At 52.3% G+C, this 15,926-nt stretch carries 25 protein-coding genes; 19 read left to right on the top strand and 6 right to left on the bottom strand.

Annotated features, from left to right (window positions below; all coding sequences use genetic code 11):
- Positions 1–25 precede the first annotated feature (25 nt).
- From B8P98_RS17175 to B8P98_RS17155, 5 genes are read left to right on the top strand one after another with little or no spacing between them, the layout of a single operon-like run.
- A complete protein-coding gene (locus B8P98_RS17175; RefSeq protein WP_000859115.1) occupies positions 26–373 on the top strand; it encodes a GPW/gp25 family protein in 348 nt (115 codons plus the stop codon).
- Positions 364–1,467, top strand: coding sequence for a baseplate assembly protein (locus tag B8P98_RS17170; RefSeq protein ID WP_032195637.1), 1,104 nt, complete (start codon positions 364–366; stop codon positions 1,465–1,467). Before B8P98_RS17175 ends, B8P98_RS17170 begins: the two co-directional genes overlap by 10 nt.
- Positions 1,460–2,038: a phage tail protein I gene (locus B8P98_RS17165; protein WP_006687313.1), complete on the top strand. Its 579-nt coding sequence runs from the start codon at positions 1,460–1,462 to the stop codon at positions 2,036–2,038. Before B8P98_RS17170 ends, B8P98_RS17165 begins: the two co-directional genes overlap by 8 nt.
- Positions 2,039–2,040: 2 nt before the next feature.
- On the top strand, positions 2,041–3,201 hold the full coding sequence (locus B8P98_RS31920) for a glycine-rich domain-containing protein (RefSeq protein WP_323807387.1): 1,161 nt from the start codon (positions 2,041–2,043) through the stop codon (positions 3,199–3,201).
- Positions 3,201–3,383: a hypothetical protein gene (locus B8P98_RS17155; RefSeq protein ID WP_050485498.1), complete on the top strand. Its 183-nt coding sequence runs from the start codon at positions 3,201–3,203 to the stop codon at positions 3,381–3,383. Before B8P98_RS31920 ends, B8P98_RS17155 begins: the two co-directional genes overlap by 1 nt.
- On the opposite strand, the gene B8P98_RS17150 is transcribed toward B8P98_RS17155, so the two are convergent.
- Positions 3,364–3,795 (bottom strand): tail fiber assembly protein, encoded by a 432-nt coding sequence (locus tag B8P98_RS17150; protein ID WP_032195635.1) that lies wholly within the window; start codon positions 3,793–3,795, stop codon positions 3,364–3,366. The genes B8P98_RS17155 and B8P98_RS17150 overlap by 20 nt on opposite strands.
- 2 nt (positions 3,796–3,797) lie before the next feature.
- On the bottom strand, positions 3,798–4,241 hold the full coding sequence (locus B8P98_RS17145; protein ID WP_032195634.1) for a gp53-like domain-containing protein: 444 nt from the start codon (positions 4,239–4,241) through the stop codon (positions 3,798–3,800).
- On the opposite strand from B8P98_RS17145, the gene B8P98_RS17140 reads away from it, so the two are divergent.
- Positions 4,231–4,812 (top strand): recombinase family protein, encoded by a 582-nt coding sequence (locus B8P98_RS17140; protein ID WP_006686032.1) that lies wholly within the window; start codon positions 4,231–4,233, stop codon positions 4,810–4,812. The two genes, B8P98_RS17145 and B8P98_RS17140, sit on opposite strands and share 11 nt — an antisense overlap.
- A gap of 150 nt (positions 4,813–4,962) precedes the next feature.
- Entirely contained in the window at positions 4,963–5,220 is a 258-nt protein-coding gene (locus B8P98_RS17130; protein WP_095033259.1) for a hypothetical protein, read from the top strand.
- Here the strand turns inward: B8P98_RS17130 and B8P98_RS17125 are convergent.
- Positions 5,126–5,572, bottom strand: coding sequence for an ECs1072 family phage-associated protein (locus tag B8P98_RS17125; protein WP_095033258.1), 447 nt, complete (start codon positions 5,570–5,572; stop codon positions 5,126–5,128). The two genes, B8P98_RS17130 and B8P98_RS17125, sit on opposite strands and share 95 nt — an antisense overlap.
- A 779-nt stretch (positions 5,573–6,351) precedes the next feature.
- Positions 6,352–7,463, bottom strand: a protein-coding gene (locus B8P98_RS17115) for an IS3 family transposase (protein WP_087812879.1) whose coding sequence is annotated in 2 segments (ribosomal slippage) — positions 6,352–7,202 and positions 7,202–7,463 — 1,113 coding nt in all. Because the reading frame shifts where the segments join, the coding sequence is not laid out codon by codon here.
- Positions 7,464–7,543: 80 nt separating this feature from the next.
- Here B8P98_RS17115 and B8P98_RS17110 point away from each other — a divergent pair.
- Positions 7,544–8,275: a TAXI family TRAP transporter solute-binding subunit gene (locus B8P98_RS17110; RefSeq protein WP_095033257.1), complete on the top strand. Its 732-nt coding sequence runs from the start codon at positions 7,544–7,546 to the stop codon at positions 8,273–8,275.
- 2 nt (positions 8,276–8,277) lie between these two features.
- Positions 8,278–8,427 (top strand): hypothetical protein, encoded by a 150-nt coding sequence (locus tag B8P98_RS31045; protein WP_032692691.1) that lies wholly within the window; start codon positions 8,278–8,280, stop codon positions 8,425–8,427.
- A gap of 37 nt (positions 8,428–8,464) precedes the next feature.
- Here B8P98_RS31045 and B8P98_RS32040 read toward each other — a convergent pair whose 3' ends face one another.
- Positions 8,465–8,584 (bottom strand): small membrane protein, encoded by a 120-nt coding sequence (locus B8P98_RS32040; protein WP_048334541.1) that lies wholly within the window; start codon positions 8,582–8,584, stop codon positions 8,465–8,467.
- Between the two features lie 711 nt (positions 8,585–9,295).
- Here B8P98_RS32040 and B8P98_RS17105 point away from each other — a divergent pair.
- Genes B8P98_RS17105 through B8P98_RS17095 form a run of 3 tightly spaced genes read left to right on the top strand, consistent with a single transcriptional unit; the run spans position 9,296 to position 10,429 of the window.
- Positions 9,296–9,619, top strand: a complete 324-nt coding sequence (locus B8P98_RS17105; protein ID WP_032456970.1) for a phage holin, lambda family — start codon at positions 9,296–9,298, stop codon at positions 9,617–9,619.
- A complete protein-coding gene (locus B8P98_RS17100) occupies positions 9,603–10,082 on the top strand; it encodes a glycoside hydrolase family 24 protein (protein WP_048334543.1) in 480 nt (159 codons plus the stop codon). Before B8P98_RS17105 ends, B8P98_RS17100 begins: the two co-directional genes overlap by 17 nt.
- Positions 10,079–10,429: a hypothetical protein gene (locus B8P98_RS17095; protein WP_095033256.1), complete on the top strand. Its 351-nt coding sequence runs from the start codon at positions 10,079–10,081 to the stop codon at positions 10,427–10,429. The genes B8P98_RS17100 and B8P98_RS17095 overlap by 4 nt, the downstream gene beginning before the upstream one ends.
- A gap of 178 nt (positions 10,430–10,607) precedes the next feature.
- Here the strand turns inward: B8P98_RS17095 and B8P98_RS17090 are convergent, their stop codons facing one another.
- Complete coding sequence (locus B8P98_RS17090) at positions 10,608–10,790, bottom strand: hypothetical protein (RefSeq protein ID WP_095033255.1); 183 nt, start codon at positions 10,788–10,790, stop codon at positions 10,608–10,610.
- A gap of 306 nt (positions 10,791–11,096) precedes the next feature.
- Here B8P98_RS17090 and B8P98_RS17085 point away from each other — a divergent pair, with 306 nt between their 5' ends.
- From B8P98_RS17085 to B8P98_RS17055, 7 genes are all read left to right on the top strand, one after another.
- A complete protein-coding gene (locus B8P98_RS17085) occupies positions 11,097–11,342 on the top strand; it encodes a DUF2560 family protein (RefSeq protein ID WP_064153920.1) in 246 nt (81 codons plus the stop codon).
- Between the two features lie 69 nt (positions 11,343–11,411).
- Entirely contained in the window at positions 11,412–11,966 is a 555-nt protein-coding gene (locus B8P98_RS17080; RefSeq protein ID WP_064153921.1) for a hypothetical protein, read from the top strand.
- A 62-nt stretch (positions 11,967–12,028) separates the two neighbouring features.
- Positions 12,029–12,325, top strand: coding sequence for an HNH endonuclease (locus tag B8P98_RS17075; protein WP_313899256.1), 297 nt, complete (start codon positions 12,029–12,031; stop codon positions 12,323–12,325).
- 12 nt (positions 12,326–12,337) lie between these two features.
- Positions 12,338–12,547 (top strand): serine acetyltransferase, encoded by a 210-nt coding sequence (locus B8P98_RS17070; RefSeq protein ID WP_095033253.1) that lies wholly within the window; start codon positions 12,338–12,340, stop codon positions 12,545–12,547.
- Between the two features lie 122 nt (positions 12,548–12,669).
- Positions 12,670–13,104, top strand: coding sequence for a hypothetical protein (locus B8P98_RS17065; RefSeq protein WP_004143905.1), 435 nt, complete (start codon positions 12,670–12,672; stop codon positions 13,102–13,104).
- Between the two features lie 9 nt (positions 13,105–13,113).
- Positions 13,114–14,646: a terminase large subunit gene (locus B8P98_RS17060; RefSeq protein ID WP_095033252.1), complete on the top strand. Its 1,533-nt coding sequence runs from the start codon at positions 13,114–13,116 to the stop codon at positions 14,644–14,646.
- 1 nt (position 14,647) lies between these two features.
- Positions 14,648–15,922: a phage portal protein gene (locus B8P98_RS17055; protein ID WP_095033251.1), complete on the top strand. Its 1,275-nt coding sequence runs from the start codon at positions 14,648–14,650 to the stop codon at positions 15,920–15,922.
- Positions 15,923–15,926: the final 4 nt, after the last annotated feature.

Genomic DNA, 15,926 nt, shown 5'->3' with positions numbered 1-15,926 from the left:
CCCGCACAGGGGCAATACTGCCCCCATGAAAACAACCTCAGTATTCTGGCAACCGGCTCTGCAGGCCCCTGGCGAAATCGTCCGGGGGCTGGATGATATCTGGCAGGCCATTCAAATCATCCTGCGTACTCCTCGCGGCAGCGACCCGCATCGCCCGGAGTTCGGCAGCAATCTGCACCTTTATATCGACTGGCCTATTGACCGGGCTATTCCGCATGTGGTGCGCGAATCCGTCGATGCCATTCGCCGCTGGGAGCCTCGCTGCCAGCTTATGTCGGTTAAACCCGCCGTCGACGGCGAACATCTTACGCTCCGGGTGAGCTGGAAAGGCTCTGACGGACAACCCCGGACTCAGGAGTTGCTATGGCGCTGACAGAACCCGATTTTATTGAACGTGATGCTGACAAAATCACGGCTGAAATGATTGCACAGTACGAAGCCGCAACTGGCAAGACGCTATACCCCGCTCAGGCTGAGCGCCTGTTGATTGACCTGTGGGCATACCGCGAAATGCTGGTCAGGGTGGCGGCGCAGGAAGCGGCCAAACAGAATCTGGTCGCCTTTGCCCGTGAGCCGATGATTGATTACCTCGGTGAACTGGTTGGTGTATACCGACTGGCCGCGCAGCCTGCCACCACCACGCTCCAGTTCTCCGTGGATGAGGAACTGGCCATTGATGTGCTGATTCCGGCAGGTACCCGCGTCAGCGCTTCCGACAGCATTATTTTTGCAACCGATACGGACGTAGTGCTGAAAGCCGGATTGCTGCTTGTCAATGCCACGGCCACCTGTACCGAGCCGGGAGCCGCAGGCAACGGCTGGCAGCCTGCGCAGGTCCGTCAGTTGCTCGATGAGATTGATAACGTCGACCTGCAGGTGACCAATATGGCGGCCAGTTCTGGCGGTTCTGAGCAGGAAGACAATGACAGGCTCCGCGAGCGTATCAAACTGGCCCCGGAATCATTCACCAACGCCGGAAGCCGTATGGCATACCGCTTTCATGCCATGCAGGCCCATCCCAATATTGTCGATGTTGCCGTGCTTTCCCCGGTTCCCGGCACTGTAGAACTGTATCCGCTGCTCAGCACCGGCTTGCCGGACGACAGCATCCTTACGCTTGTAGAGAGTTTATGCTCGGACGAAAAAGTCAGGCCGCTCACTGATACCGTGCGGGCTAAAACACCTGTGCAGGTGGATTACGCCATTGAAGCCAACATCACTATCTATCGTGACCAGGATGCTAACTCTATAAAGGACAACGCCAACAGCGCCATACAGAACTGGGTAGCGTCCCGTACCGCCACGCTGGGGCGCGATATTGTCCCCAGCCAGATTATCAGCGTGCTGTCCGTTGCCGGGGTCTACCAGGTCGAACTGGTGACACCGGTGCTGAAGGTGGTGGCAGAAAACGAATGGGCAAACTGCACGGCGATCACTCTTAACATGACCGGGGTGTCCGATGGCTGAGCCGCTACAACTCCCGCCGCCGCTTGAGGGTGATATCAGCCTCAGAACGCTGGGAAAACTGGCCGGGCGGCTGGATAACATCGACCTGAGCGTACTGATGGTCTATCTCGTCGATATCGTCGACAGTTCCGCGCTGCCATGGCTGGGCGAGCAGTTCTCGCTGTTTGGCGATGGCTGGGAGCTGGCGGAATCGGACGATGTACGCCGCATGCTTATCAAATCTGCTATCGAGCTGCACCGCTATAAAGGGACGCCGTGGTCAATCCGGGAAATTATCCGCCGTTTCGGCTTCGGCGAAGTGGATCTGATTGAAGGCACTGGCCAGATTGGCTACGACGGCAAACACACGTACAACGGGCTTTTCGTCCATGGCGATGCAGAAGCCTGGGCGGTCTATCGCGTCATCCTTCAGCAGCCCATTACTAACGATCAGGCAGCACTTTTACGCCAGACGCTCGCTGCCTTTGCTCCGGCCCGCTGCCATCTGGCGAGCCTTGAGTATCAGTCTGTCGCCATTCGCTACAACAACACCGTCAACTATGACGGTAGCTATAACCACGGGAGCAGTTAATTATGGCAAACCTACCTGAAACCCCGCAGTGGGAAGAAGGCATCTACCAGATTGAGGTCTCTGACCCCGTTCTGGGTGGGCCTGACGGAATTTCTAACCGTCAGGGTAAACAACTGGCCAGCCGCACGCTGTACCTGAAGCAACAGGTTGAAAAAGGCGGTTCTGATCTTGCGAAACACATCGCGGCAGCAGACCCGCATACCCAGTACGCACCGAAAGCCAGCCCGACATTCACCGGCACGCCAACAGCGCCCACGCCTGCAAATAGCGATAACAGCAAGAAGCTGGCGACGACTGAGTTTGTGGCCAAAGCACTTGCAGCGCTTGCAGGCAGCGCCCCTGAGACGCTGGATACGCTTAAAGAGCTGGCGGATGCCCTCGGTAACGATCCGAATTTTGCGACCACGGTGCTTAACAAACTGGCGGAGAAGCTGGCCAAAGACCAGAACGGCGCAGATATTCCTGACCCGGCGCTCTTTGTCAAAAACCTTGGTTTGGGAGATGCGAGCGGATACGTTGGTAGGCTGCTAAAAATACAGGTATTCACTGCCAGCGGGACAGTGACAAAAACGCCAGGCGCAAAAAAATGGCGAATTAAATGTCTCGGTGGGGGGGGCGGCAGTTCAGCTGCACCGGCAACGGGTAGTAACGAGGTTTCCGTGAGTAACGGGGGCGGCGCAGGGGCATATGCTGAGGGCATTTATGACGTATCGTCAATAACAACGGCGTCAGTCGTCATCGGTTCAGGCGGTGCAGGAGGAACGGCGGATTCAATATACGGCGCTGACGGCGGAGCTAGCTCAGTTGGTTCGTTTATTTCATCGCCCGGCGGGAAAGTTGGATTACCCGCCGGCCCGGCAAACCCACCATTTCAGCCCGTGGCCAATACTAACAGCGATGGCCCGACTGGGTGGAATATTGTCGGCTCATCTGGAGCAGGGGCAGAACCAGCCGTAGCTGTTACATATAGCTATGCCGCTGGCTCGCGTGGTTCAAATAGTATATTTGGGGTAGGCGGATCGATTCCTGCAATTAATGACCCGGCAAATCCCGGTGGGGGCTATGGTTCTGGAGCATCCGGCTGTTCGAATGGCTCATCCCAACCAGCTAAATCAGGCGCAGCGGGACGCCCGGGAATCGTAATCATTGAGGAGCTGGCATAATGAGTAATTATGCGCTAGTTAAAAATGGCGTCGTTGAAAATGTTGTTGTATGGGATGGCACTGGAGACATTTTCGATGATTATATTACTGTGAATATTGACGACATATCGGCTGGTATCGACTGGACATATGACGGAGAGGCATTTGCCCCTCCGCCAGAAATTACTCCGCAGGAGGCGTAGGCCATTCAATATCTGGCGCACCGGAAGTATCGACCAGCTCCAGTGCGTCCAGATAATCCAGCCACAAATTATATTGCACCAGTTCCTCACCTTTCAGGCGACCAATCGCCGCTTTACCAGGCCATTGCTTACTGTTTATGTATTCGTTGACCTGATTAATCAATTGCTGCTTTTTCAGTTCGGCTGCGGCAATTTGTTCCTCATGAGTTGGCGGTGGAATATCAATCCATGCAGGCATTCCGTCGATGACACCTCTGTATTTTCCTTCTGGTGCTTCCTTCATAAATTCGGCAGCAACAGTGTCGTCAATTTCGATTCCATCATCGGGCCATTCGCCGGATTCCTGATAAGCGATTTTAAGCTCCACAGGGAAAAACGCATTTTTATCGGCACTGAAAATATATTTCTGCATTTCTACCGTCCTATCGAAATATAACTGAATCTGTATTGCTGTGAGATATCACTGGTTGCCACACGCCACGCTGAATTACTGATATGTTCAAAATTTACAGACAAAACCTGCGGGGCAGGAATCGACGGGTCTGACTGAACGGCATCAGACATAACACTGACTGAAACCATCGGCTGATTAGGGAATGGTATAGGGAAGTGTCCACTGATAAAGCGGGTCGTGTTTCCTGCAAAAGTGCCAAACTGAACAATATATCCACCTGGTAGCCTGAACCATCCCGAACCAGAAGCGAATGCTCCCATATCCGGTATCTGATTATCTCCTGTGCCCACATCCCTTTTCGCCGCTTCTCCCAAACCAAGGTTTTTGGAAAAGCAGTTACACATAGTGAAATCTGTAAAAATCCTCCCACCGCGACATAGAGGAGGAGAATTGATGGCCGTCATTGGTTATATCCGCGTATCAACAATCGACCAGAACAGCGATTTACAGCGTAATGCACTCATAAGTGCAAACTGTGACCGCATTTTTGAAGACCGTATGAGTGGAAAAGTTGCCAGCCGTCCCGGTCTGAAACGCGCTTTAAAGTGCGTTAATAGCGGAGACACCCTGGTCGTGTGGAAACTGGACAGGCTGGGGCGCAGCGTTAAGAACCTGATCGCACTGATATCAGAGTTACATGAACGCGGTGCCCACTTCCGCTCTTTAACAGACAGTATTGATACCAGCACTTCCATGGGGCGCTTCTTTTTCCACGTGATGTCGGCACTGGCGGAGATGGAACGCGAGCTAATCGTCGAACGAACAGTGGCCGGGCTGGCAGCAGCCAGAGCACAAGGACGCGTAGGTGGAAGGCCCAACGCATTAAAACTGCATGAACGAGAGCAGATTGGGCGGCTATTGGCGAAGGGGCACACCCGCCAGCAGTTGGCCATTATCTATGGTGTAGGGTTATCGACGCTTTACCGATACTTTCCGGTGGATGGTCAGAGGAAGGATAACGCAGTAGGAATGTAATTCTTTTGCGAATATTGAAACGCCGCAGCGATGCCATTTATCTCACGGAAATGGGCGCATTTATCGCGCGGCGCATCACACCAGAACGGCAGAGGGGCCAGCGTCTGAAGCGAATCCCTATCACAATGCGTAACTTATCTGGGGGAAGCTATGCAGCAACCATATTTTTTTAACCCGGGCATGACCACTCAACAGCTTGAAGACTGGCTTGGGCAACAGAAAATCTATCTTGCCCACTTCAACCGTCTGATAGCAGAAAAAGCCGCTCTTGAGGAGCGACTGAGTCAGATCTCTGCGGAGATTGGGCGAGTCGCTACTGGTAGCTTTGAAGGAATGCTGAGTTTTCCCTGGGATGCCAGTCCTCTTGTGGAAAATCCTCAACAGGATAGTGGCCAGTCGGCAGATTGAGTGACGCCAGGACAGCGGCAGCATCTTCTGACATATAACTGGGCTTTAGTTGACTGGCAATGATAAAGAGACAGTCGTTTAGCGAGAGTCTTCTAATCTCTTCAGGTTTCCACTTGGTCATTTCGAAGATAAGGTGATGAAGAGCCTTATCGTTATCAAGATAATAATAATCCGATGAAAAATGTTTCCTGTACTCATCGAGAATACATTCAAGAGTGAATATTTGTCCTATTCGATACCAAACCTGCCTGGATCTGTAACTGTGTGAGTCTGCCAGTAATGTTTGGGGGAAGTTGTTATTTTGACAAACCCGGGACTTGATTACCTGTAAAAGGTCTGAGTACTTACTCATATTTTCACCAGTTGATGTTTTAATCATTTGCGAATCAATTTTATCAAAGAGAAAAACAAGCCGCTACACGCTGATAACATCAGGCTGGGCGGTTATGGTGAGCCGATACCTCAGACAAGCAGAGCATTGAAACCAGAAAGACTGAATGTTAAATTTCTGGTGTGGTGAATCCCCCTATGCGGAGGGGCGTCCAGTCAGTTACAGAACCTGTAAATGCAGCGCGGGCCATGCCGACTGGGGCATGCTCACCGGGAGGCACCCGGCACCACGCAATGCTACTAAGCTATTTGGTAGTGGGGTTGCCGTTTCGGCTTCTCCAGCTATGTTTAAAAGGTAGTAACGGAAAACGAGCGCTCTCCTGGTAAATTGGTAGCTCGGACTATTAGGTGCGCCTCGAACCGTTGAAGAATCAGTATTGCCTACCTTCTGCCCGCCCCTCTGAGCGGGCTTTTTTTCGCCTGATTAAGGCATTGCTACAAACCATAAGACATTTAAGGGCTGCGCTTTAGCGTGGCCTTTTTTTATCCGCGCCACGCCCGGCGCATAAAACCTGCAGAGCTTTTCGGGGTGAGCCTTTGGAATGGTCGTGTGACTGTTCTGCAGGGCGACCACTCCGGGCGAAGGCTCACCTCAAAAGGATAGTCACATGAAAAAAGTCATCATGGCCGCTATTGCGGTCGCTTCGCTGTGCCTGAGTAACGCCGCTTCGGCTGCGGATGTCGTTATCACTACGGGTCAACAGGGCCTGACCTATAACGCGGTGTGTAAGCACCCCTGCTTCAGTTCCATGCACTTTTTGAGAGTTCCGGTTTTTCAGCCATCAGCCGGTACTCTTCCGGTGTCAGGTTATTCAGGGATTCATGAGGCCGCTCGTTGTTATATTCCATCAGCCAGCGCTCGGTAATTTCCCGTGCTTCATTCAGTGTTCTGAACAGGTAAAAATCCAGGATTTCTGTCCGGTATGTTCGGTTGAACCGTTCGATAAAAGCATTTTGTGTCGGCTTACCCGGCTTGATAAATTCGAGCTGTACGCCATGTTCTTCGGCCCATTGTGCCAGCGCCAGCGAGACCAGCTCTGGCCCGTTGTCCATCCGCATTTTCAGCGGGTAGCCGCGGTTTGCCACGATCCTGTCCAGCACCCGGATGACTCGCTGAGCCGGGATATTCAGGTCGATTTCTATCGCCAGTGCTTCACGGTTAAAATCATCCACCACATTAAAGGTTCGGAAGCGTCTGCCGCAGACCAGCGCGTCGTGCATAAAATCGATGGACCAGCTCTGGTTTAACGCTTGCGGTGTCGCCAGTGGTGCGGGATTACGCACAGGCAGCCGCTGTTTTCCCTTGCGGCGAAAATTCAGTTTCAGCAGGCAGTAAATCCGGTGAACACGTTTATGGTTCCAGGTATTACCCTGCCTGCGCAGCAGCTGGAACAGTTTCTTAAAACCGTAGCGCGGATAGCGTTCTGCCAGCTCAGTCAGCGCGTGGATCACTGGTTCATCATGCCGGGTATCGGGCTGATAAAAATACACCGTCCTGCTCAGCGATAACGTCCTGCAGGCCTGGCGTAAACTCATGGCAAATTGCACCGTCAGATAGCTGACGAGTTCACGCTTTATCGCTGGTTTTAAAGCTTTTTTTCGATGACGTCTTTAAGTGCCCGGCACTCAAGGCTGAGATCAGCAAACATCTGTTTTAAACGTCGATTCTCATCCTCAAGATCTTTGATTTTTTTAATATCGGCCGCTTCCATCCCGCCATATTTCGCCTTCCAGTTGTAATAGCTGGCTTCCGAAATAGCGGCCTCACGGCACACATCCTTGACGGTACGTCCGGCTTCGACGGACTTCAGAACGGCGATGATCTGGTGTTCAGTGAATCGGATCTTACGCATAGCGATCTCCTCAGGGGACATTATCAGTATGTCGGAAGATCTCTAAAAGTGAATGGTTCGTTTTGCCGGGATACTTACAGGTGTACGGCGTTAATCTCGCCAGCACACTCAGCGAGTATGGTTACAGCTCGACGGTGATCCCCAGTAAAGGCTCTCTGGACAATCTCGACAAGGTCGCCAGCGGTACCGCCCAGATCGGTTTCACTCAGGCTGATGCTTTCCAGTTCTGGCGCAGCCGCCACAGCAACGAAGCGCAGAAGGTGGACATCATCGGCGAGCTGGCTGATGAATGCGTTTTTGTCGCGGTGAAGAAGGGCGGCAAGGTCAGCGATGAAGGTGATTTAAAGGCAGGTGTGAAAATCGCGGTCGGTGAGCCCTCCAGCGGATCGTATGCATCCTGGCAATATCTGCAGGGGCTGGAAAAGGATTACGCCAAAGTAGAGACCTATGCCAAAGGCGGTGTGCGCTCGCTGGCGAAAGTCACCACTGGCGAGTATGACGCCTTCCTTTGGGTATCTGCGCCGGACCGGTCGAATAAGTTTCTGGAGGCGGTTAACCAGGAAGGCAGCGGCCTGACGATGATCGATATGAACGGCTGGCACGTTGACGATAAATTGCCGAACGGGAAGCCGGTGTACGAGATGAAAAAGGCGGTTACCGAATCCGGCTGGCTGAGTGATTCGAAGGTGAAGGTTCCCTGCACTAAGACGCTGGTGGTCGCCAATACCGATGCCGGTGATGACATGCTGGAAACGGCCTCGACTGTCCTGCTGAAAAACCTGAGCCGGGTACTCGGCACCAACGGTAAGTAATCATGCTGCGCAGGCTGTGTTTCTGGGCGCTGTTTGTCGTTCTACTGTTCGTAGCCTGGCGGGTGGCTGGCATGCTGATGGATCTGGTTCTGCTGGTGGTTATCGTCGGGGCGCTGGCGGTGTGCTGGCCAATCAGAATAAAAAGAGGCTGACGGGCTCAGCCTCTTTAAGATAAAGATCAGCGCATGATCAATACCGCTTCTTAAAAGTATTTTTAAGCTTTTTCCTGTCCTTGGTGTAAGAAACGAAAGAAAGTACAGCGACTATAAAAAGAACTACCGCCAGTGCTAAAATGAGTAAATTTGCCATGCAGGTTTAATCCCTTGAAATGTATGTGGACATTTTTGTTTTTTTGTGGGGAGGATTCTATGGTGAGGGTAAGAAAAATCCTAATCAATAGTTTTGGTAAATTTATAATTTTAGATGATTTTTTATTGTTGTTATTGAAATTATATTTCATGCATTGATTATGCATAATCCGACTGATTATTGAATCTTAAGGAAGAAGTTAGCGCACTGGTATCGCAGCGTGTTGACTAAGTGAATGTTGCATAGCTAATGTATGCGCGTGGTGAATCCCCCTATGCGGAGGGGCGTAACCTCAGCTACCGGAGATAAGCTTCCACCCTTTTCTGATTAGCATGGTTAATGCGAGTTAAGGTGTTTAACCAAAGACTCACCGGGAGGCACCCGGCACCACAGCCAATATAAAAATGATGATAGCCGGAAGGCCCACTCGGTGGGCCTTTTCTTTGGGCGAAAAAAGCCCGCTTAGAGATGGTTAAATCAGCGGGCGCATTAAGGTGACATGCAAAAGTTGGACACCTGATGGTTCAGCTCAGGTAGCGCGATAATATCACTGCTTTTAAAGAACTAAATCCGAATCACAGGGCTGCCAACAGGCGGCTCTTTCTGTTTTGGTCGCCAGAACGTCACTCACTTTGTGCTTTGTCGTAAATTCATCTGGTGGCCATTCCCCACTTCACACAGCGCCATCCGTCATTAACGGAGGTGAGGCTTATGCGAATGCCCTACAAACAAGATTTCATCGCCGCTCTGCTGGCAGCTAAGGAGCAGGGTATCGGCGCAATACTGGCTTTCATCATGGCGTATTTGCGGGGTCGCTATAACGGTGGCGCTATGGCGAAGACGCTGATCGATGCGGTCATGTGCGCGATGATCGCCTGGTTCGTCCGTGACCTTCTCGACTTCATTGGCCTGAGCAGCAATCTCGCGTATATCGCCAGTGTCTTCATTGGCTACATCGGTACAGACTCGATCGGCAACCTGATTAAGAAGTTCGCCGCCAGAAAAGCAGGGGTTGATGATGCTGGAACTCAATAAGCAGCGCAGGGCATTTCTGGATATGCTCGCCTGGTCAGAGGGTACTGACAAGCCAGGGCAGAACACCAAAAACAGGGGTTATGATGTCATTGTCGGCGGATCGCTTTTCTCTGACTACAGCGACCACCCACGAAAACTGGTCAACCTCCCCAAGTTGGGCATCAAATCTACCGCGGCTGGGCGTTACCAGTTGCTTTCAAAATGGTGGGATGCGTACCGGAAACAGCTTGGACTGAAAGACTTCTCTCCAGCCTCACAGGACCAGGTGGCACTGCAGCAAATCAAAGAACGTGGCGCGCTTCCGCTCATCGATAACGGGCAGATTCGGCAAGCTATCGATCGTTGCAGCAATATCTGGGCGTCATTGCCCGGGGCAGGCTATGGCCAGTTTGAGCATAAGGCAGACAACCTGATCGCAAAATTCAAAGTCGCTGGCGGCGTTGTAGCCGAAGTACAACCATGAACCGGTTAACCGCCATTATCAGCGCAGTGGTTATCCTGCTGCTTTGCTGTGTTTTCTCATGGCGTTCTGGCTGGAATTCTCACGCTGACCATTTCAATGCCCTGGCGGTGAAGAAAAAAGAGAAAGCCGAAAAGGCTATCCAGCCTGTTGAGCAAAAGGCCGCTGCCGCTACAGAAGAGGGCAAGGTCATCTACCGAACCATAACCCGCGACGTGGTGAAATATGTCCAGTCTCCGAATCGTACTGTTTGCCGGTTTGACGATGATGCTGTGCAGCTGCGCCAACGTGCCATCGACGCTGCCAATGCCATCCCCGGATTTGATGACGGCGCCTTGCAAAGCAAGTGACGCAGGGAAAGACAGCGACGAAGACCTGCAGGCTGATATCGAAACCGCTCAGTGTCTGCGCCAATTGCGGTTAGATAAATACCGCTGGCAGGCCTACTATCGGGCTGTGAGTCAGTAGCAGGAATACATCCGCACGCAGTGTCTGAAATAGTGAGTACATCAACGCCTTAAGCGCGGGCTACAGAAACCCGCTATCCTTCAGTTTTTTAGCCAATAAGTAATTGGTGATTACTCCAAGAGAAACCCCAGCAATCCACGGCACAGCTGAATTAAGCATTAGCGAGTTGTTCACATTAATGCTGGCGGTGATGCAGGCATAGGTATTTGTAAAAGCAAACCATGTAAAAAGTATCTGTTTCATTTGGTTATCTCCATGCTTTCCCTCCCAACAATATCCACCTACGAGCTAGTAAAAGCAAACCAGGTACAACCGAAAAGGCTACGAAATGATTGCAACCATAGGAACCATTATTGTTTGGGCGCTCATCGTTGTAGGCGCAGCTGTTGGGCTGTTGTGTGCATTTATCGGGCTTATGTTTCTCATCAACTTTCCCATGCGCTAACCCCACTAAGGGATAAATCACCAACTATCCCCACTTGAGGATATTACAGAAGTCACTAAGTTAGTGGCTTCGATAATGCTCCCCACATCGCACAGAGGTAAGACATGTCAGAGATCACCGCATCCGAGCAAATCCGCCTGGATATCATCAAGAAAGTTAACTACGACACCGCAGCGGCCAAGCTGGCCATTGACTGGGTTGGTGATAGCAATCTGAAAGCTGAGCTATTCGCTGACTCTTTCGATCGCGTCTTCACTGAAAGTGAGATTGTCTCGAAGACCCGTAAGGCCATCCAGGAAGCGACTGAGGCGCTGGCGCTGTTTGATACCAGCACAGGGCTGGCGAGTTAAGGCATTACAGCAGGCATTCACTAAGTGCCTGTGATAATGCTAAATTCTCCTGATTGAGAAGGAGATACTATGTCCAGTACAGCGGCCACAATGGCTATTCAAATACCTTGGCGTGAACTACTAACCCCATTTGTAGGCCTTGTTGGCGCATTTGGTGGTGCTTTGCTAGCCAATCATTTTGCAGATGTAAGGTGGCAAAGGCAGATTGAATATGAATCAAAAAAGGATTCACTCAAAGTCATAAGAGATAAAGGAGAAGAGCTCTATACCCTCCTTTGTCGATGGGAAAAAATGTTGTTTTTGATCCAGATGGCACAAATTAGATATATCAAAAGTCAGAGGGAATGGTCTGGCTTTAATGAATATATTGAAAGTATATCTCTCGGGCCGGGTGTGTATGATCGGCTTGAGTCTTTGTTGCATATTTATTTTTATGAGTTAACACCACGTTTGGGAAAAATCCGAGGTGAGATGAAGAAATGCAATGATGTTTTCGAACGTTTTAAGAGAGGTCTGCAGACCGATGTTGAGGGGAGTACAAAAAACATTAATCAGTCCTCAATAGAATTGGAGGAACAGGTTCTCATCATGAAAGAGCACATAAGAAGTAAGCTGAAAATTTAACTGGATAGCAGCATTGTTTTTTTACCATTGAGTAGCTACCTTCGGGTAGCTTTTTTATTGGAATGAATATGGCTTCCAATTCACCTTGGCATCATCTCTATAACACCAAACGTTGGTACCGGCTGCGATATCACCAGCTCCAGAAGCAGCCACTCTGCGAGTTTCACCTCAGGCGAAATCAGGTGATATCCGCAACCGTTGTTGATCACATCAAACCTCACAAGGGCGATGAAAACCTCTTCCACGACCCGGACAATCTTCAGTCGATATGCAAGCGCTGCCACGACTCAGTGAAGCAACGCATGGAGAAGGGAGGAACTGTCACTGAGTTCGACAATGATGGCCGTGTTATCTGGTAACAGGAGCAATGGATGAAAGATTTAAAGATTGAATACCGCGACGGCAAGCTGACAGAGCTGAGCATCGACGGTGTTAGCTTCCACAATCTCACAGGAATCTCCTTCAGCCACACGGTGGGCGAGACGCTGCCAACTGTCAGCCTGACCTTTCCGATCGGTATCGGCGAACGACTGGTGCCCGCCAGCCTGTCCCGTGAAAATCTGCACATCATTGAGAAATGATATGAGTTCTCATTTGATTGTCCTGAGGGAAGGGGGGAGGGGCAAAACTCTGGCGGCAATCGTAAAAAGACCGCGCCCCCAGTTTTCTTTTCAAAAACGTCCAGAAAAAAAGGAAAAAAGCGATGGCACAGCGAGGCAGAAAATCTCTTGCCGCGACGACGGCTGTGTCGCTTCCGGCTCTGGCTGAAAGCAGGCTGCAGCCCTCGTTACACCTTAGCGATCCAGAGATAAACGTCTGGATCAGACTGGTTAACGATAACCCGGCCAGCTCATTTACTGAAACACATCGCGACATGATGGAAATGTACTGTCGGCATGTGGTGCAGGCGAGACTGTTAACCACTCAGATCGAGGAGTTTGAGCTGGAGTGGTTGGCTCGGGATGATGGGCTGAAGCGCTACGATAAATTGCTCACGATGCGCGAGCGTGAAGTGCGTTCTGCGTCTTCACTGGCAACGCGACTGCGTATCACCCGGCAGGCGACTGCTGATCCTAAAACAGTAGGACGCGCCAACAAAAATCTGCCGCGGGAGAAAAAACCCTGGGAAATTGAATAAGGCTCTTCGATGGCTAAAAAAACTCTGACAAGAGCCGAGAGGAATATCCTCTGGTGCGAAAGAAATATTTATATTCCCGAAGGTAAGTTTGTCGGCCAGCCGCTGAAAATGGCTGAGTTCATGAAGGATGACTTCAGAGCCATTTTCGACAACAAGCATGGTACACGCCGCGCAATCATCAGTCGCGGGCGAAAAAACGCCAAAACGGTGGAAACCGCCATGCTGATGCTGCTCTACCTGGTAGGGCCCGAGGCTGCACCGAACTCGCAGCTGTATTCTGCGGCACGCTCACGCGACCAGGCGGCCATTCTGTTTAACCTTGCCTCGAAGATGTGCCGGATGAACCCGGTACTAATGCAGTACGTTGTGATCAAGGATTCAGCTAAAGAAATCCACTGCCCTGAGCTGGGTTCTTATTACCGCGCACTGAGTGCCGAAGCTACCACGGCCTACGGTTTCTCGCCGCGATTTGTCGCACACGACGAACTGGGCCAGGTGCGTGGGCCGCGAGACCCGCTTTATGAAGCGCTGGAAACCGCCACCGCTGCACAGGATAACCCTATTTCGATAATCATCAGCACCCAGGCGCCTGATGCGAGCGACCTGCTTAGCCTGCTGATTGATGATGGACTGACCGGAGCCGATCCCCGGACGGTGGTCCGGCTTCAGACCGCGCCGGAAGATATCGATCCTTTCTCTGTTGAGGCCATCAGGCTGGCAAACCCGGCCTTCGATGTGTTCATGAACCAGAAAGAAGTGCTGGATATGGCCGCCAGTGCGAAACGCCTGCCGTCTCGCCAGGCAGAGTTTGAGAACCTTGTGTTAAACCGCAGGGTTGAAGCGAAAAGCCCCTTCGTTAGCCAGAGTGTCTGGCATATGAACAAAGAGGAACCCGGCGAACTGGCGGGGGCTACCGTCTGGGGCGGTCTCGATCTTTCCAGCGTGTCAGACCTGACCGCACTGGTGCTGAACACCACGCAGGGCGATGTGCACTGTAAGTTCTGGCTACCAGAGGAAGGGCTGGCAGATAAGGCGCGTAACGATCGTGTGCCTTATGACATATGGGCGAAGCAAGGCTGGCTGAACACAACGCCCGGAAAAGCCATTGAGTATGCCTTTATTGCCCGGGAGCTGCGGCGCGTTTTTGACATCTGCAATGTCAGGGCGCTGGCGTTCGACCGCTACAACATGCGCTTCCTTCGCCCGCATCTCATCGACGCTGGTTTCACTGAGGCAGAGCTCGAGCGGTTCGTGGAATTCGGCCAGGGCTTTGTCTCCATGTCGCCAGCGCTCAGGGAGCTGGAAACTAAACTGCTCGGCGCGCAACTGAAGCACGGCAACCATCCCATCCTCGAAATGTGCGCCAAAAACGCCACGGTCATTACTGACCCCGCCGGCAACCGCAAGTTTGTGAAAGGCAAATCCAGCGGGCGCATTGATGGCATGGTTGCGCTGGCGATGTCCATCGGCGCGCAGACCAGCGATGAGGTAGAGGACCAGGGCGACGTTAACGATTTCATTTACAACTTTTTGAGCATCTAGCATGGCAGATACCGACTACAGCATTGACTTGCGGACACGATCGCCATTCTGGGCGCGCATGGCTGCAATTTTTACAGGCGGGCTCCTGGTGACGCCCGATAACGGCTCGCAGATGGCGGGCACGTCAGCGAGCGGCACCGTCGGGGATTCCGTTGTAACGGACGAGCGCACGCTACAGATCAGTACCGTCTGGGCCTGTATCCGGCTGATTTCCACCGTAACCGCCAGCCTCCCGCTGGATATCTACGAAACGAAGGACGGGCAGCGCAGCAAGGCGGACCCGAAACACCCGCTGGCGCAACTGCTGCGCTTCCGGCCCAATAACTTTATGACCGCGCTGGAGTTCCGCGAGGCCATGACCATGCAACTCTGCGCGTACGGCAACGCCTATGCGCTGATTGAGCGCAACCGGGCGGGCGATGTAATCAGCCTGATCCCGCTGATGAGCGCCAATATGGAAGTGCGTCTGGAGGACAGAAAACGCATTGTCTACCGCTACCGGCGCGACACTGAGTACGCCGAGTTCAGCCAGAAAGAGATTTTCCACCTCAAGGGCTTTGGCTTTAACGGTCTGACTGGGCTTTCGCCGCTGGCGTTCAGTGCGAAAGCGGCGGGTGTTGCTATTGCCATGGAAGACCAGCAGCGGGATTTCTTCGCCAATGGTGCCAAGTCTCCGCAAATCCTGATGACAGATGGCAAGGTGCTCACTAAAGAGCAGCGCGGCCAGCTTGAGGAGAACTTCCGGGAAATTGCCGGCGGCCCGGTAAAGAAACGTCTCTGGATCCTCGAAAGTGGCTTTACCACCCAGGCTATCGGTATCAGCCCGCAGGATGCGCAGATGCTTGAAGCGCGAAAATTTGAGGTGGCGGAGCTGGCGCGCTTTTACGGCGTGCCGCCGCATCTGGTCGGGGATGTTGAGAAAACCACATCCTGGGGCAGCGGCATCGAGCAGCAGAACCTGGGCTTCCTGCAATACACCCTTAAACCCTACCTCGACCGCTGGGAGTACAGCATTGAGCGCTGGATTGTTAAAGAGTCGGAGCAGGGCTTTATTCACGCCGAGCACAACCTCGACGGCCTGCTGCGCGGCGACTCGGCAAGCCGTGCCTCGTTTATGCAGATCATGGTTAATACCGGTATCCGCACGGTTAACGAAGTTCGAAGGCTGGACAACCTCCCGCCATTGCCAGGCGGAGATGTGGCGACGCGCCAGTCGCAGAACATACCCATTACCGACCTCGGAACAAACAACGGGCCCCGCAATGACGGGGCCTGACTTT

This window comes from Klebsiella quasivariicola, from assembly GCF_002269255.1.
GTDB classification, from domain to species: domain Bacteria; phylum Pseudomonadota; class Gammaproteobacteria; order Enterobacterales; family Enterobacteriaceae; genus Klebsiella; species Klebsiella quasivariicola.
The sequence above is the reverse complement of the archived record's forward strand: the minus strand, read 5'-3'. Positions and strand labels throughout refer to the sequence as shown.

Excerpts from the sequence above, each read along its gene's own strand:
- B8P98_RS17055 (WP_095033251.1), top strand. The coding sequence starts at position 14,648 with ATGGCAGATACCGACTACAGCATTGACTTGCGGACACGATCGCCATTC.
- B8P98_RS17095 (WP_095033256.1), top strand. The coding sequence starts at position 10,079 with ATGAACCGGTTAACCGCCATTATCAGCGCAGTGGTTATCCTGCTGCTT.
- B8P98_RS17060 (WP_095033252.1), top strand. The coding sequence starts at position 13,114 with ATGGCTAAAAAAACTCTGACAAGAGCCGAGAGGAATATCCTCTGGTGC.
- B8P98_RS17065 (WP_004143905.1), top strand. The coding sequence starts at position 12,670 with ATGGCACAGCGAGGCAGAAAATCTCTTGCCGCGACGACGGCTGTGTCG.
- B8P98_RS17070 (WP_095033253.1), top strand. The coding sequence starts at position 12,338 with ATGAAAGATTTAAAGATTGAATACCGCGACGGCAAGCTGACAGAGCTG.
- B8P98_RS17140 (WP_006686032.1), top strand. The coding sequence starts at position 4,231 with ATGGCCGTCATTGGTTATATCCGCGTATCAACAATCGACCAGAACAGC.
- B8P98_RS17105 (WP_032456970.1), top strand. The coding sequence starts at position 9,296 with ATGCGAATGCCCTACAAACAAGATTTCATCGCCGCTCTGCTGGCAGCT.
- B8P98_RS17175 (WP_000859115.1), top strand. The coding sequence starts at position 26 with ATGAAAACAACCTCAGTATTCTGGCAACCGGCTCTGCAGGCCCCTGGC.
- B8P98_RS17100 (WP_048334543.1), top strand. The coding sequence starts at position 9,603 with ATGCTGGAACTCAATAAGCAGCGCAGGGCATTTCTGGATATGCTCGCC.
- B8P98_RS17090 (WP_095033255.1), bottom strand. The coding sequence starts at position 10,790 with ATGAAACAGATACTTTTTACATGGTTTGCTTTTACAAATACCTATGCC.
- B8P98_RS17155 (WP_050485498.1), top strand. The coding sequence starts at position 3,201 with ATGAGTAATTATGCGCTAGTTAAAAATGGCGTCGTTGAAAATGTTGTT.
- B8P98_RS17145 (WP_032195634.1), bottom strand. The coding sequence starts at position 4,241 with ATGACGGCCATCAATTCTCCTCCTCTATGTCGCGGTGGGAGGATTTTT.
- B8P98_RS17150 (WP_032195635.1), bottom strand. The coding sequence starts at position 3,795 with ATGCAGAAATATATTTTCAGTGCCGATAAAAATGCGTTTTTCCCTGTG.
- B8P98_RS31920 (WP_323807387.1), top strand. The coding sequence starts at position 2,041 with ATGGCAAACCTACCTGAAACCCCGCAGTGGGAAGAAGGCATCTACCAG.
- B8P98_RS17130 (WP_095033259.1), top strand. The coding sequence starts at position 4,963 with ATGCAGCAACCATATTTTTTTAACCCGGGCATGACCACTCAACAGCTT.
- B8P98_RS17085 (WP_064153920.1), top strand. The coding sequence starts at position 11,097 with ATGTCAGAGATCACCGCATCCGAGCAAATCCGCCTGGATATCATCAAG.
- B8P98_RS17165 (WP_006687313.1), top strand. The coding sequence starts at position 1,460 with ATGGCTGAGCCGCTACAACTCCCGCCGCCGCTTGAGGGTGATATCAGC.
- B8P98_RS17125 (WP_095033258.1), bottom strand. The coding sequence starts at position 5,572 with ATGAGTAAGTACTCAGACCTTTTACAGGTAATCAAGTCCCGGGTTTGT.
- B8P98_RS17075 (WP_313899256.1), top strand. The coding sequence starts at position 12,029 with ATGAATATGGCTTCCAATTCACCTTGGCATCATCTCTATAACACCAAA.
- B8P98_RS31045 (WP_032692691.1), top strand. The coding sequence starts at position 8,278 with ATGCTGCGCAGGCTGTGTTTCTGGGCGCTGTTTGTCGTTCTACTGTTC.
- B8P98_RS17170 (WP_032195637.1), top strand. The coding sequence starts at position 364 with ATGGCGCTGACAGAACCCGATTTTATTGAACGTGATGCTGACAAAATC.
- B8P98_RS32040 (WP_048334541.1), bottom strand. The coding sequence starts at position 8,584 with ATGGCAAATTTACTCATTTTAGCACTGGCGGTAGTTCTTTTTATAGTC.
- B8P98_RS17080 (WP_064153921.1), top strand. The coding sequence starts at position 11,412 with ATGTCCAGTACAGCGGCCACAATGGCTATTCAAATACCTTGGCGTGAA.